10 protein-coding genes and 3 tRNA genes are annotated in these 14,538 nt (G+C 56.2%); 1 reads left to right on the forward strand and 12 read right to left on the reverse strand.

The features are described 5' to 3' along the window. Position 1 precedes the first annotated feature (1 nt). The 8 genes from ACQY4Z_RS01145 to ACQY4Z_RS01180 all read right to left on the reverse strand — a co-directional run bounded on the left by ACQY4Z_RS01145 (position 2) and on the right by ACQY4Z_RS01180 (position 8,518). Positions 2-997 (reverse strand): FkbM family methyltransferase, encoded by a 996-nt coding sequence (locus ACQY4Z_RS01145; protein WP_428525921.1) that lies wholly within the window; start codon positions 995-997, stop codon positions 2-4. 3 nt (positions 998-1,000) lie between these two features. Next, entirely contained in the window at positions 1,001-2,185 is a 1,185-nt protein-coding gene (locus tag ACQY4Z_RS01150) for an NADH-quinone oxidoreductase subunit D (protein WP_133950087.1), read from the reverse strand. Between the two features lie 11 nt (positions 2,186-2,196). Then, the gene (locus ACQY4Z_RS01155; protein WP_008196555.1) at positions 2,197-2,802 is read right to left on the reverse strand and encodes an NADH-quinone oxidoreductase subunit C; all 606 of its coding nucleotides are present in this window, start codon (positions 2,800-2,802) and stop codon (positions 2,197-2,199) included. 88 nt (positions 2,803-2,890) lie between these two features. Beyond that, the gene (locus ACQY4Z_RS01160; RefSeq protein WP_040451925.1) at positions 2,891-3,469 is read right to left on the reverse strand and encodes a NuoB/complex I 20 kDa subunit family protein; all 579 of its coding nucleotides are present in this window, start codon (positions 3,467-3,469) and stop codon (positions 2,891-2,893) included. Continuing rightward, positions 3,460-3,825 (reverse strand): NADH-quinone oxidoreductase subunit A, encoded by a 366-nt coding sequence (locus tag ACQY4Z_RS01165; RefSeq protein WP_133950091.1) that lies wholly within the window; start codon positions 3,823-3,825, stop codon positions 3,460-3,462. The genes ACQY4Z_RS01160 and ACQY4Z_RS01165 overlap by 10 nt, the downstream gene beginning before the upstream one ends. 471 nt (positions 3,826-4,296) lie before the next feature. Beyond that, a tRNA-Asp gene (locus ACQY4Z_RS01170) sits at positions 4,297-4,373 on the reverse strand. Positions 4,374-4,415: 42 nt separating this feature from the next. Then, positions 4,416-4,492, reverse strand: a tRNA-Asp gene (locus ACQY4Z_RS01175). 474 nt (positions 4,493-4,966) lie between these two features. Further along, entirely contained in the window at positions 4,967-8,518 is a 3,552-nt protein-coding gene (locus tag ACQY4Z_RS01180) for a DUF4347 domain-containing protein (protein ID WP_428525925.1), read from the reverse strand. Positions 8,519-8,898: 380 nt separating this feature from the next. On the opposite strand from ACQY4Z_RS01180, the gene ACQY4Z_RS01185 reads away from it, so the two are divergent. Continuing rightward, positions 8,899-9,318 carry a potassium channel family protein gene (locus tag ACQY4Z_RS01185; RefSeq protein ID WP_428525927.1) on the forward strand — a complete coding sequence of 140 codons (420 nt, stop codon included), beginning with the start codon at positions 8,899-8,901 and terminating at the stop codon, positions 9,316-9,318. 63 nt (positions 9,319-9,381) lie between these two features. Here the strand turns inward: ACQY4Z_RS01185 and ACQY4Z_RS01190 are convergent, their stop codons facing one another. The 4 genes from ACQY4Z_RS01190 to lon all read right to left on the reverse strand — a co-directional run bounded on the left by ACQY4Z_RS01190 (position 9,382) and on the right by lon (position 14,525). Beyond that, positions 9,382-11,046, reverse strand: coding sequence for a Na/Pi cotransporter family protein (locus tag ACQY4Z_RS01190; RefSeq protein WP_428525929.1), 1,665 nt, complete (start codon positions 11,044-11,046; stop codon positions 9,382-9,384). 257 nt (positions 11,047-11,303) lie between these two features. Beyond that, a tRNA-Val gene (locus tag ACQY4Z_RS01195) sits at positions 11,304-11,379 on the reverse strand. A gap of 253 nt (positions 11,380-11,632) precedes the next feature. Next, on the reverse strand, positions 11,633-11,908 hold the full coding sequence (locus tag ACQY4Z_RS01200; protein WP_008192569.1) for an HU family DNA-binding protein: 276 nt from the start codon (positions 11,906-11,908) through the stop codon (positions 11,633-11,635). Between the two features lie 187 nt (positions 11,909-12,095). Continuing rightward, the gene (lon, locus tag ACQY4Z_RS01205) at positions 12,096-14,525 is read right to left on the reverse strand and encodes an endopeptidase La (protein ID WP_428525931.1); all 2,430 of its coding nucleotides are present in this window, start codon (positions 14,523-14,525) and stop codon (positions 12,096-12,098) included. Positions 14,526-14,538 lie beyond the last annotated feature (13 nt).

Here is a 14,538-nt window from a genome sequence, read left to right on the forward strand (position 1 = left end):
TCTACTGCACAACGGCCACGCCAGCCGGCTGTGCTGGTGCTTGCAAGGCCCCAAGGCCTACGAGCTTATCCAGCCAGAAACGGCTTCGCGTCGCAAAAAAATCGTAACCCTTGCGGCGGTTGGTCTTCAAACCGTTCAGATCTGACACCGCCCCAAGCTCAAAGAAACTGTCACCGTCGTGGCCAAAGAGTCGCATCCCGCACTCCTTCACCAAAAAAGCGGACACGGTGTGGTCCGGATCATTGCCGTGCTCTTCGTAAATGATCAGAAGGTCTTTTTCCAACAGGTCATTTGCCCCCTGCAGGACCTTGATCTCGACGCCTTCAACATCGAGTTTCAAAACGATAAACTGTTCCGCCCCGAAGCCAGCTTCGGCCACAATACGCCCGAGCGTTACTGATTCCACCCGTGCCACCGAAATCGCACTGGTTTCATCCGCCGCTACAGACCGCGCTTCGTGTTTTGCTCCGTATACGTCCAGGACTTCCCCGTCCCTGTCATAAACGGCCCTGTTCATACAGGCGAACCGGCCATTATTAACAGCGGCATTGGTTTGCAGCTGCGCGAAACTGTCCGGATCAAGTTCGACGGCGACCGCAGGTTTGCCACCAAAGCGCTCGCTGGTAACCTTGACCGACCAATAGCCGTAATTCGCACCGCAATCGATGAAGACGTAGTCAACATCTTTTAGGGCAAGGAGCAGATTCTCAATTTCCTCCTCATAGAGCCCTCCAGCTCTAAGCAGGCGGCTCCAGTAGGCGTCTCCATACGGGAACGTAAACAGAGCATCTTGATCGAGAACAAGGCATACCGGCCGCCGGCTCGGCAGAAGCTTCCGCAAAATCATAGCGGCATGGGAAAACCCGAGACTGTCCAACGGAGCGAGCGCCCGCGCGGCCGCGCTCATGGCTCCCAAGCCGGCCCGCTCGATCAGCGACGCGCCCGACGCCGCACCGCTTTTCCAGTCCACAGAAATTGGGTTGCCCAGCATGCTCATGATCTAGCGGTCAACCTCACCGAAGACGATGTCCATGGAACCAAGCACAGCCGATACGTCGGCGAGCTGGTGGCCGCGGCAGACGAAATCCATTGCTGAAAGGTGAGCATAGCCCGGTGCCTTGATCTTGCAGCGGTACGGCTTGTTGGTGCCGTCAGCCACAAGATAAACGCCGAATTCGCCCTTCGGCGCTTCCACAGCCGCATAAACCTCGCCCGGAGGCACGTGATAACCTTCGGTGTAGAGCTTGAAGTGGTGGATCAACGATTCCATCGAGCGCTTCATTTCACCACGCTTGGGCGGAACGATCTTCCCGTCAGCAGACGATACCGGACCGGTTTCCACCGTAAGCTTCTCCAGGCACTGCTTCATGATCCGAATCGACTGGCGCATTTCATCCATACGGATCAGATAACGGTCATAGCAGTCGCCGTTTTTGCCGATCGGAATGTCGAAGTCGAGTTCGGAATAGCACTCATAAGGCTGCGACTTGCGCAGATCCCAAGGCGCACCAGAGCCCCGGACCATGACACCGGAGAAACCCCATGCCCAGGCGTCGTCCAGATCGACGACGCCGATGTCGACGTTCCGCTGCTTGAAGATGCGGTTGTCGGTCAAAAGGCCTTCGATATCGTCCAGCGTCTGCAGGAACGGATCACAGAAGTCCCAGATGTCATCCAGAAGATCGCGCGGCAAGTCCTGATGAACACCGCCCGGGCGCACATAGGCGGCGTGCATCCGCGCGCCGCAGGCACGCTCATAGAAAACCATCAGCTCTTCACGTGGCTCAAAGCCCCAGAGCGGCGGTGTCAACGCGCCAACGTCCATCGCCTGTGTGGTTACATTCAAGAGATGCGACAGGATCCGTCCGATTTCCGAATAAAGCACACGCACCAGCTGCCCGCGCTTAGGCACTTCGATCCCAAGCATGCGCTCAACAGCCAGGGCAAACGCATGTTCCTGGTTCATCGGTGCCACGTAATCGAGGCGGTCAAAGTACGGAACGGCCTGAAGGTAAGTCTTCTGCTCAATCAGCTTTTCTGTGCCGCGGTGCAAAAGACCGATATGCGGGTCGACGCGCGTGACAACCTCGCCGTCCAGCTCCAGCACCAGACGCAACACGCCGTGCGCCGCCGGGTGCTGCGGACCGAAGTTGATGTTGAAGTTACGAACCTGAGCCTCAGCCATCGGGATCCGCCTTAATTCGTCGTTGCTTTTTCATCGCCTGGCAGCACATAGTCCGTGCCTTCCCATGGCGAGAGGAAATCGAAGGTGCGCATTTCCTGGTTCAGGCGAACCGGCTCATAAACAACGCGTTTCTTTTCGTCGTCATAGCGGACTTCGACAAACCCGGTAACAGGGAAATCCTTGCGCAGCGGATGACCGTCGAAGCCGTAATCCGTCAAGATCCGGCGCAGGTCCGGATGGCCGGAGAACAAGATGCCGTACATATCGTAGGCTTCCCGTTCAAACCATTCTGCTCCCGGAAACAGAGACGTCAGAGACGCGACCGGTGTCACATCGTCTGTTTCGAGCTTCACGCGAATACGCTGGTTCTGGAAGGGGGACAGGAAGTGGTACACAACGTCAAAACGTTTCTCGCGCGCCGGATAGTCAACGCCGCAAATGTCCGTCAGGTTGACGAACTTGCAGGAGGCGTTGTCGCGAAGATACCGCACCACATCAAGAATGTCGGACGCATTCACGACCAGTGTGAGCTCGCCGTATTCGACCTTCCAGGACACGAGGGACTCTGACAAACCGAGCTCGATGTGCTCGGCGAGTTCCTTCAACGTTTCGTCCATGTTCGACCTCACTCCTTCGGAGCTCTCATTTCGGGCCGGCTCGGCCCTCTTCCCTCAACTCCGCCGCTCTTCAAAGCGGCGAATGCAATCAACGTTCAATCGTGCCTGTGCGGCGGATCTTCTTTTGCAGCATCAAGACACCATAAAGCAGCGCTTCGGCCGTCGGAGGACACCCCGGAACGTAAATGTCGACTGGAACAACCCGGTCACATCCACGCACCACCGAATAAGAATAGTGGTAGTAGCCGCCACCATTGGCGCAGGAGCCCATGGAGATGACGTACCGCGGTTCCGGCATCTGGTCGTAGACCTTGCGCAAGGCCGGTGCCATCTTGTTGGTGAGCGTCCCGGCAACAATCATCACATCCGACTGACGCGGGGATGCGCGCGGTGCAAAACCAAACCGCTCAGCGTCATAGCGCGGCATGGACATTTGCATCATCTCAACGGCGCAGCATGCCAGACCGAACGTCATCCACATCAAGGAGCCTGTGCGGGCCCACTGAATCAGGTTGTCCGTGGAGGTGACGAGAAAGCCCTTGTCGGCCAGCTCGTCGTTGACTTCCAGGAAAAACGGGTCGTCCGCGCCAACCGGCTTTCCGGTATTCGGGTCGATGATGCCTTTTGGCTGCTCCGCGATGAGCGGCTTGGCAGTGGTCAATCCCATTCCAGCGCTCCTTTTTTCCATTCGTAGATAAATCCGACCGTCAGGACGCCAAGGAACACCATCATCGAGCCATAGCCGTACCAGCCAAGCTCCCCGAAGGAGACCGCCCACGGAAACAGGAACGCCACTTCCAGATCAAAAATGATGAAGAGGATCGCCACCAGATAAAAGCGGATGTCGAATTTCATCCGGGCATCGTCAAAAGCGTTGAATCCGCACTCATAGGCGGACAGCTTTTCCGGATCCGGGTTCTTGTAGGCAAGCAGGAAGGGCGAGATCAGCAGCGCAAGGCCAATGACCAGCGCAATGCCGATAAAAACGACGATCGGGACATATTCCCGCAGAAGTTCTTCCATGTTTTCGCGTCCTTGCATTTGGAGGCGGACCGGGAGGCGATCCGTACCGCAGCCCTGCCCTGTCCTGCACCGGATAGCACCATCAGGTCATGCGTGGCCCGTCGGCTTTTCACTAATCCAACATGCGAGCGCACGCTTAGCCCACGTGTTGCTGCAACGCAAGACCTTACCCTGGTCAAGCTATTGCCATATTTAAACCAAATCCATAACAGAACGCTACAAAGCGCATAATTCGGCGGGTTTGAAGGGCGGGATTTTCTCTGCACAACCGGCGCGGCAAATTGGCCGTGCACCCCGAGTTGTCCGAAACGTCTCGAGAATCGCAGTTGATTGATTTGGCCAACGCAGGCGCTCAGCCCAGCTTCATAGGCCTGATCATAAATGCGCAAAACGCCGAACGACCTCACCGTTCACCGGCGGCGCAAGCCTCAGCCACATCTGGATTTTTGAGAAAAAATCGGGAACCGTGAGTGGCGCGAGTGACGGGGCTCGAACCCGCGACCTCCGGCGTGACAGGCCGGCACTCTAACCAACTGAGCTACACCCGCACATTCACGGTATATATGCGCCACAAACCCTGGAAGGGAAAGTGGCGCGAGTGACGGGGCTCGAACCCGCGACCTCCGGCGTGACAGGCCGGCACTCTAACCAACTGAGCTACACCCGCTTCGCGCGGCGACGTGATGTCGTCGCGAAGTGGCGCTGATTTACGGCGGCTGAGAGATGAAGTCAAGCACTGTGAGCGGACAATTATGTCGTTTTTTTAAAAGCGCCCTGTTTGCGCCAACTTCAAAGCGCGCCCACAGCATTCAGGTTGTGGACAACTCTTGTTGCCCAACCAAATTCCTGGGCATCGCGGCCTGATCAGGAGGCGATTTTTTATCCTGCGATTCAATACCTTAAGGGAAAGTCGCAAGACCGCTTCTGGAAAAATCGGGAGGCCGTATTCCGCAACCTGATCACGGCCGGAGAAACAGAACCGTTCAACAGCGGGCAATCAAACAATCCCGCCGCATCTGCGTCGTTCAGAACCGAATAGGCAACGTGCAGGTTCAGATTGGGGAAACTGGTACCGGCGTACCGGGCCTTGAGGCCGAACAACGGTTGCCCGACCGGTGGCTCCGGCCGGGCTCAGAAGCTCTTATGCTAGCCCTTCAGATGTGAAATCAGCGGCAGTCGGCGCCGTCATGCCCTGAGGCAAGCCAATCAACAGGAAGTGCTCGAGGGCGTTCACATCGCTGCTGAGCCCCTGCTCGACCCGGTAAGATGCGGTATCGAAAAACGCCGACGCAGCCCGCCCCTCCTGATCGCCGAACAAGACGAAGTGGTGATAGGCGCTTTCAAAGGCGCCGGAACTGACCGCGCTGGTAACGTCCTCATTCTGAGTGAGGTAGTATGCGCTGTCAAACAAAGGATTGAGCGACCGGTTTTCCTTGTAGCCGAACATCTCGTAATGTTCGGAGGCTGAGGCAAAGACGCCAGCCGCCACCGCCGCGGCAACATCTGGATTGTCGGCCAAATAGAACTGAGCATCAAACACAAGATCAGCCGCCCGTCCCTCGCCTTGACCAAACATCGCATAATGTGCGGCCCCGCTCTCAAATACACCGGCGGCAAAAGCATCTGCGACATCCTGATACGAACTCAGATAGGCCGCTTCATTGAAGCCGTATTGCCCGTCAACGGGTACGGTATCCTGGAGTAACACGGTCACCCGGTCTTTGCCGCTCGCGTTTTCACCGGCAAAGACAACCAGCTCGACGCCGGTCAGTGTATCGGTTCCGCCGGCATCGACCGCCGTCACCGCGCCCCGTGTTCCAGACAGTTTAACGCCGTCCCGGGTTGCGCCGTAAAGCGCGGCATCCCGGTTTGCACCGCCATTGAGAGCATCGTTGCCGGCACCGCCGAAGAGAAGATCATTGCCCGCTTCACCGAAGATCTGGTCGTTTCCGCCGGCGCTGCCGACGGTGTCGTCGCCGCCGCCGCCATAGAGCTGGTCATCTTCCGCACCCAGAATGATAACCTGACGGTTGTCGTCTCCCACAACATAGTTCTGGCCCGAGCCGCCGGTAACCTTGGCCTCACCAACGATCGTGGCAAACTCGATGTTGTTGAGCTGCAGCTGTGCCCTGCCCGGCAGCGAACGCGTATCGATCACAAAAGCTTCCGACTGGGTCGAACCGCCAGTCGCGGACGTTCCGGTAATGGCAATCGGGTCCGACAGGCTGGTCTGACTTGTCGTCGGCACAACAGTACGAACGTCCAGCGTCGTGGTTTGCGCCAGCGTGTTTAAGAAGGCCTGCGCCCCAGTTATCAACTCCGTTTCAGCCGTCGAATCGCGACTCTCCACCGCCGTCACCAATGAGGTAACGGCATCTGATCCCGATTGCGCCGTATTCGGACCGGTGACCGTGAGTGTCGTGCTGGCTGGTAAGGTCGCGGTCACCACATTGCCGTTGTTGTTGGAGTTTTCGACAATTGCCGCCGAACCGGAACCGCTGCCGTTGGTTGTCACCGTGGTCTTGGTCTCCGGTGTTGCCCCGGAATTGTCTTCTTCCGTCACCACCGTAACCGGGTTCACCGTTCCGCCACCAGTCGAAGGCACAGAAACTCTGAGCGTAACAGCCGTATTGGCAGAGGTACCGCCATCCCCATCTGACAGAGTAACGGCAAATCCATGGTCCGCGGTTTCGCTACTCTGGTAGGTCAAGGCCTGAAGGAGCGTTTGAATTCGCACTGGCGTCGCATCAGCTGAATTGAACGTGATGACCAGATTGTTGCTGCCCTGTCCGTCCGTGGTGACAGTCCCGATGTTGGTTCCACCAACAGCAATTGTTTGACCGGCAGCGATTGTCCCGTCGCCGTCTGATGAGGCATTGGCATCGTTCAGGGCAAAATTGCCCTCCAACGTACCGGTGCGGGTGATGGTCAGCGTGCCGCCGTTCAAGTCCGCATCGTCCGGATCGGTCACCGTCGCATCGCCGCCGGCATCGAAGGCGATAGCGGTATTGAGTGTGCCTGAGGGGGCATCACCGTCTAGGTTGGCGAATTCTGGCGCAGCATTGACGGCTACAGTAACTTTTACAGCCGTGAGTGAAACGGCATTGCCGTTGTCCCGCGCAACAACGGTAAACGCGTCAAGCGTGCCGGACTGATCTACGGCAGATGTCCAATAGGCTTTGTTGGTGGCATCAACGACGTCGTTAACACCCGCTTCCCAAGCGGTCGCTGTCGCCGAGCTTGTCCCGATCTTGAGAATTCCGGAGCTCACAGTTTGAACAACAAACGCGTTTACTGACCCATCCACATCCTGTTCGTTGCCTTGACTGGCGAGCTCCGCGAACGAGATTTCAATTTCTTCACTTTTTTGGCCGCTATCCACTGTGGCCGCTAATGCAGTCAATGTTGGCCGGTCATTTGCGCCTGTGATGCTGATGGTGAGTGTCTCTGAGCCTTTCATGATGCCATCGGAGACATTTACCGTGAATGTGTCTGTTACGCTTTGCCCGTCTGAAAGCGCATTGATCTTGGTATCGTCTGGTGAATAGGTAACGCTGCCATCAGCCGCAACATTCAAGGTGCCGTAGTTGCCCGCCCGAGATGTTGTGGAACTCCCATTGGCAGCGTCCACTGAAAACACCGAATTCGCTGTAACGGAAGTCAGTGTATGTATAGAATTCGCGAAGGTGTCGGACCCGGCCGTGTCCGCATAGCTCCCGATTTGACCTGTGGCGCTGCTGAAGGAAGGTGGGGCAATTTCGTTCAGTGTACCTTCCGAAATGAAAAGGGAGTAACTGCCAACTTCTCCTGCCCTGAGTGGATAGGCGAGAATTTGATCTCCATCCTGATAGACCCAGGAGAAATACGAATCATAACTTCGCTCGCCATCTCCGCCATCGTCATTTTGAGTGACAACTTCAGCGGTACCGGGGCCGGTGGGACGGCCGATTTGAACAAAATCATCAAGCGTTGAGGAGTTCCCCATGTACACGTATAAGGTAGTACCTGCGGTGACCCCAGTTATTTCATACCGGTCAGCATTGCCACCGTTATAGAGCGCGCTGCGACCATCTGTTGTCGCAATAGTGCCATCCACCTTTGAGTTAAAAGTGATGCCGTCAAATGTATATGGGCTGCCCGCCAGACTATCCGGAAGCTCCACATCGGCGCCAAGTACACCATCAAAATCCAGACGTTGTATGTTTAGCGTTGTTATCTGACCAACTTGTTCGTCGAGATCCCAATCACCGCCGAGATCGGCTGCGCCGGTGAGTGTGCGCGAGGCGGCGATGTTTGCACCGGTGGCCTTGGCAAAAGCAGCAACAAATGCGGCGCCCTTGTCCGTTTTTGCAATTTCACAACCATAGAGCAGAATGTCGGCGGAGTTGCTGAGGGCACGATTGAGCGTCATCAGCTCGGCGGTGTACTCGCAAAGCGTGTCGTTTGTTAGAACCGCATTGCCCAGCACCAGCGCGCCGTCGCGGCCATGGGAGAGAATATGCAGCTCTTCAATTTCTGTAAGGCCGGAAAGACGGCTTGCAAGCTTTTGAATACCATCACCGAAACCGTCAATCAGGATGACATCCGCCGGCTGGCTGACCCCGGAAACGAGAGACTGATAACTGCTAACTGATGTGTCAAACACATAGGCAACCCTGCCACTCCGGGCAGCGGTCAAAGGCGTTTTTTCCATAGAGGTATATTCCTGATTAGATTATGCAATTATTTTGTGTGAAATTTCATATTTCTACTTTTAATATATTACACTTACTTACTCCGCAGGTGTTTGATCTGAATTCTGTTGAAGTTGATTACCTCGTTTGCGAGCTTGCTCAGCCCTCCCCCCGCTGTTTGGTCTTGGCGGCAGGTTGCCGGAAAACCTGACTGCAACTGTCTCCGGATGTGGCTGCACTGATCAAACATGCGAACTTCCCGCTGGCATCGATACACGCCAGAAAACGAACTGGCATTCGACCTTGGTTATCAAGATTCGAATTGCCTAAAGATGCGCAGGAATTATTTATATATTATTATCAATAACTTACGTAGCGTAATCCACGTTTCAGGATATCAATGCGCACTTCTGTTCCCATACCTCAGAAACTGGAGGACATTGAAATGCTGTCGACCGTGCTCACACTGGTTCGTTTGCTGAAAGCCATTTTGCGGTCGTGGAACCGGCCGCATTTCCGCTCCGGCTTTCTGCTCGCCGGGCTCATCCTGTTCTCCGGAACGGTGTTCTATAAAACCGTCGAGGGTTGGGGCTGGGTCGATGCGCTCTATTTCAGCGCCATGACGCTGGCGACCGTCGGCGTTAGCGATCTTGCGCCGCAGAGCGTTGCCGGCAGGCTGTTCACGGTGCTTTATTTGTTTGTCGGCGTCGGGGTGTTTGTGGCGTTGTTTGCGCAATTCGCCCGCGCACTTTTGCAGATCGAACAGGAAGTCGACCTGGCCGAAGACCCAAAATCTGACGGCACTGCGGACAAGGCCTGACGGGCCCGGGACTTGATCCGCCGCAAACACAGTTTGTGTACAATTGGATCAATCGAGTGAGACTTATTCTGCAGGAACAAGGCGCGTGTTCCGCAGCTGCCCTTTTTCAGCAAGGATCGGCACAGCCACCGCTGCAAAGAGCGCGTTGATGTCCTTCAGGCTGCGAATGACTTCAAGATGCGCATTGCTGGACCCAAGGCTGTCGGGCGTCCCGGATGTCAGTCGCTCAAGATGCCGGGCGTGGCTGATCTTTTCCATTTCCCGCATCCGGTCTTTTTCCGCGATCAGCTCCCGTGCGGATTCCGCATCACCGGACACGAGCACATTCATGGAAAGATGCATGTTCGCTATCACGCGGCTGTGCATGTCCGACAGCTCCCTGAGCCCCTCTTCAGAAAACCGCAAATCCCGTTCGCGCATTTCCAGAGCCAGAGCATAAAGGTTCTTTGACACTAGGTCCCCTGCCCGCTCCAGGTTCACCGAGAAGCTGACAAGCTCAATGCTGCGCTCGGCATCTTCCTGTTTCAGCTCGTTCCGACTCATTTCGGCAACATAGAGCTTGATGTCTCCATGGATCTTGTTCACCACCGCATCGCGCTTCTGGAGGCGCTCGATGGCTTCCGGATCACCGCGCTCCAGCATCAGCATGACCGGAGCCGCCATGGCTTCCACCACCTCCCCCATGCGCAACAGCTCGCGTGTCGCACTGGCCAGCGCCAGGCGCGGCGACGACAGGACATTTTTGTCCAGGGCGCTGCTCTGTTCGGCAAACCCTTCGGTTTCACGCTCTGTAGACGTGGCAGCGAACATGTCCAAGATCCATGCGACCGGCTTGAGAAGCGGCAAACAGACGATCACAAGCGCCATGTTGAAGAGCACATGCAGGGCAACCAGTTGCGCGCCCGGACTGCTGCCAAACAATGGAACCAGCGGCAGCTCGTCGAGCGCTACGAAGGCCAACAGCGCTGCAATCGCGCCGCCCGTCCGGAACAGGAAATTGCCGATCGGAAGCAGGCGTGACTTTTGCTCAAGGCCGCGGGTCAGCCAGACAGCCACCAATCCGGCACCGACATTTGCGCCCAGGATCAGCGGTACAGCTGCCATCATGGGCAGACCGGCCTGGTCCGCAACGGTCGCAATCATCAAGATGGCAGCCACGCTTGAGTGAACCAGAAAAGCCAGGAGGGCACCGACCAGCAACGCCGTCACAGGATCTGCAGCAAGATGCGCTGCGACCGCCGGCATAAAGGATGCCTGCTTCAAAGGCTCCGTCGCCTCTGCAATCATCTGGAGCGCGATCAGGACCAAGGCTATGCCAATCAGAATCCGGCCAATTTGCTTCGCGGTTCGCGATGGAAGCTTCAGGAACGACCAGGCACCGATTGCGAGCAGCAATGGGATCAGCCAGCTCAGATCAAACGACAAGAACTGAACCACGAGCGCGGAGCCCAGGTCCGCACCCACAAGGATCGCAAGACCGGCCGATGTCGACATGAAGCCCGAGCTGGCAAATCCGGCTGTCAACATGGCAACAGCTGTCGCGCTTTGAAGCAGGATTGCAACCACCCCACCGGAGGCAATGCCAATCAACGGATTTGCGGACGCGCGCCCGATCGTGCGCCGAATGCTTGGGCCAGACACCCTCTCAAACCCGGTCCGTACCATCCGGACGGCATAAAGGAGCAGCATAACCGCTCCAAGGAGTTTGAGAATTCCGATCGAGAGCATGGCGTAATTTTCTGACTTATCGTGACTTTATATTTTGCCGTCTAAGTTTCTGATACACACATTCCCCTGCCAAACGCCAGCAATTTATGCACACAGTGCATCTTTCCTGAGAAGAGTAATTGCTAAGACACGGGAAAACCGGTGGCAAGCCAAGGCAGCTGCCAAAATTACGCATGAATTGTCACGACAAATAAACGGCTGCTCAGCACAGGTCAAAACACCGTGGAGGTGATATTCGAATAAATGGAGCAGGAAAATGGTGGGCGATGAGAGACTCGAACTCCCGACATCTTCGGTGTAAACGAAGCGCTCTACCAACTGAGCTAATCGCCCTCAACGAGGTGAGATGCCTTTTATGGGCTCCCTCTCTCCTTGGCAAGACCTAATTTCCAAAAAAGTGCCAGGGGCGTTTCTGCCTGTGGATGACCAACTGGACCGGCCCATTTTGTTTGGCCTTATGCGGCTCACATCTGGCGGCATGAGTGCCCTGGTCTGACCCGTTCTCAATGAAACACAACAAAAAACCCCGCTCTCGACATCTCGAAAACGGGGTCTTTTCAGTCCTTGGACCGATGCAAACTCGAAATTAGGAGTTCACAGCGTCCTTCAGGCCTTTGCCGGCCTTGAATTTCGGCGTCTTAGAAGCCGGGATCTGGATCGTTTCGCCTGTCCGCGGGTTCCGGCCTTCGGTCGCAGCCCGTTCGGAAACGGTGAAGTTACCAAAACCGATGATGCGGACTTCGCCGCCGCCTTTCAGCGTCTCAGTGACAGCTTCAAAGCTTGCGTCAACTGCTTCGCCTGCCTGTGCCTTTGTCAGGCCGGTCTTTTCTGCGACAGCTGCGATCAGATCGTTCTTATTCATAGCAGATACCTTTCTAAGAAACGGACGTATGCCGACGATTCCTGTCAGCGCCGTTGCGCGAAACTCGCGAGATTTGAGCCGAAACGCAAGTGGTTTTTTCGCAGAAAACAGCCGTTTTGACCATTTATTCAAAAGAAAAGCCCCGGTTTTCCCGGGGCTTGACTGTTTCGCAAATGTCAAGGGCGGATTAGTGGGCGACGACACCTGTTGTGTCATCATCAGAAGCACTCGCCTTGGTTGCATTTTCCGCAGCGCTTTCATCCCATTCGATGGCCTCCGGCTGGCGTGTCAGAGCATGCTTGAGCACCTCATCCATGCCGGAAACCGGAATAATCTCCAGCGAGTTTTTCACGCTGTCCGGGATGTCCGCCAGGTCCTTGGCATTGTCTTCCGGGATCATCACCAGCTTGATGCCGCCACGCAGCGCCGCAAGGAGTTTTTCCTTCAGACCGCCGATTGGCAGGACACGTCCTCGCAGGGTAATTTCACCCGTCATGGCGACATCACGGCGCACCGGAATGCCGGTCATGGTGGAGATCACGGCCGTTGCCATGGCAATACCAGCAGAGGGACCGTCCTTCGGTGTCGCTCCTTCCGGAACGTGGACGTGAATGTCCCTCTTCTCAAAGAGCGGCGGCTCGATGCCGAAGTCGATCGAGCGGGAGCGAACATAAGACGCCGCTGCCGAAATGGACTCCTTCATCACATCCTTCAAGTTGCCGGTGACTGTCATCTTACCCTTGCCCGGCATCATGAGGCCCTCGATGGTGAGAAGCTCACCACCGACTTCCGTCCAGGCAAGACCGGTGACCACACCAACCTGGTCTTCCAGCTCGGCTTCCCCGTAACGGTAGCGCGGAACGCCGAGATATTCCTCAACGATCTCCTGGGTCACCGTGATGCTTTCCTTGTCGCTCATCAGGATGTCCTTGACCGCTTTCCGGGCCAGGGTCGCCATTTCGCGCTCAAGGTTCCGCACACCGGCTTCACGGGTGTAGCGGCGCACCACAAACTGCAACGCATCGTCTTCGATGGAGAACTCGCCGTCTTTCAGACCATGATCCTTCTCCGCTTTCGGAATAAGGTGACGGCGGCAGATCTCCACCTTCTCCTCTTCCGTGTACCCGGCGATCCGAATGATCTCCATACGGTCCATCAGCGGGCCCGGTATGTTCAAAGTGTTCGCCGTAGTCACGAACATCACATCCGAAAGGTCGTATTCAACCTCCAGATAGTGGTCCATGAAGGAGGAGTTCTGTTCCGGATCCAGCACCTCAAGCAGCGCGGATGACGGGTCACCGCGGAAATCCATGCCCATCTTGTCGATTTCATCGAGCAGGAAGAGCGGATTGGACTTCTTGGCCTTTTTCATCGACTGAATGACCTTGCCCGGCATGGAGCCGATGTAGGTCCGCCGGTGCCCGCGGATTTCAGCCTCATCACGCACACCGCCGAGCGACATACGGACAAATTCGCGGCCTGTCGCCTTGGCAATCGACTTTCCGAGCGAGGTCTTACCGACACCTGGAGGGCCGACAAGGCAGAGGATCGGGCCACGCAGCTTGTTCGCCCGGCTCTGGACGGCAAGATACTCGACGATCCGCTCCTTGACCTTTTCAAGGCCGTAGTGATCGGTATCAAGAACCGTCTCGGCAAAGCTCAGGTCGTGCTTGACCTTGGACTTCTTCGACCACGGAATGCCGATCAGCCAGTCCAGATAATTGCGCACGACGGTCGCTTCCGCGGACATCGGGCTCATCTGTTTCAACTTCTTGATCTCGGCCGCAGCGCGTTCGCGCGCCTCCTTGGTCAGCTTGGTCTTTTTGATCTTCTCTTCGAGTTCGGCAACTTCGTCCTTGCCGTCCTCGCTGTCACCGAGTTCTTTTTGAATGGCCTTCATTTGCTCATTCAGGTAGTACTCGCGCTGGGTCTTCTCCATCTGACGCTTGACGCGGGAGCGGATGCGTTTTTCCACCTGCAGGACGGAAATCTCGCTTTCCATCATGCCAAGGACGCGCTCAAGACGCTCAGCGACGGAGACGACGCCAAGAATTTCCTGCTTTTCAGGGATTTTGATCGCCAGGTGAGAAGCGATCGTGTCAGCCAGTTTGGAGTAATCGTCGATCTGATTGACCGCACCGAGCACTTCCGGCGACACTTTCTTGTTCAGCTTCACATAGTTTTCAAACTCGGCAACCACGGAGCGGGCCAGAGCCTCGACCTCGATGTTCTCACCGTCTTTTTCAGGCAGAACGGTCGCGGTTGCTTCGAAATAGTCGGTCCGGTCGGAATAGTTACCGATTTGCGCGCGGGCACCGCCCTCGACAAGCACCTTCACAGTGTTGTCCGGCAGTTTCAGCAGCTGCAACACGGTTGCCAGCGTACCAACGTTGTAGATCTGGTCCGGATTCGGATCGTCGTCGGCGGCATTCATCTGGGTCGCCAGAAGAATGTGCTTGTCGGTGGTCATCACCTCTTCAAGCGCCTTGATCGACTTCTCACGACCCACAAACAGCGGAACGATCATGTGCGGGAAGACGACAATATCGCGCAGGGGCAATACAGGATACACAGACGTACTGTCCGGATCAGTGGCGCGGATTTCTGCGTCGCTCATTCTTTTTCCTTTC

Origin of the sequence: Roseibium sp., assembly GCF_965276855.1 — a bacterium.
Taxonomy (GTDB): domain Bacteria; phylum Pseudomonadota; class Alphaproteobacteria; order Rhizobiales; family Stappiaceae; genus Roseibium.

Coding starts and splice junctions, on each gene's coding strand:
- ACQY4Z_RS01145 (WP_428525921.1), bottom strand. CDS start 997: ATGAGCATGCTGGGCAACCCAATTTCTGTGGACTGGAAAAGCGGTGCG.
- ACQY4Z_RS01150 (WP_133950087.1), bottom strand. CDS start 2,185: ATGGCTGAGGCTCAGGTTCGTAACTTCAACATCAACTTCGGTCCGCAG.
- ACQY4Z_RS01155 (WP_008196555.1), bottom strand. CDS start 2,802: ATGGACGAAACGTTGAAGGAACTCGCCGAGCACATCGAGCTCGGTTTG.
- ACQY4Z_RS01160 (WP_040451925.1), bottom strand. CDS start 3,469: ATGGGATTGACCACTGCCAAGCCGCTCATCGCGGAGCAGCCAAAAGGC.
- ACQY4Z_RS01165 (WP_133950091.1), bottom strand. CDS start 3,825: ATGGAAGAACTTCTGCGGGAATATGTCCCGATCGTCGTTTTTATCGGC.
- ACQY4Z_RS01180 (WP_428525925.1), bottom strand. CDS start 8,518: ATGGAAAAAACGCCTTTGACCGCTGCCCGGAGTGGCAGGGTTGCCTAT.
- ACQY4Z_RS01185 (WP_428525927.1), top strand. CDS start 8,899: ATGCGCACTTCTGTTCCCATACCTCAGAAACTGGAGGACATTGAAATG.
- ACQY4Z_RS01190 (WP_428525929.1), bottom strand. CDS start 11,046: ATGCTCTCGATCGGAATTCTCAAACTCCTTGGAGCGGTTATGCTGCTC.
- ACQY4Z_RS01200 (WP_008192569.1), bottom strand. CDS start 11,908: ATGAATAAGAACGATCTGATCGCAGCTGTCGCAGAAAAGACCGGCCTG.
- lon (WP_428525931.1), bottom strand. CDS start 14,525: ATGAGCGACGCAGAAATCCGCGCCACTGATCCGGACAGTACGTCTGTG.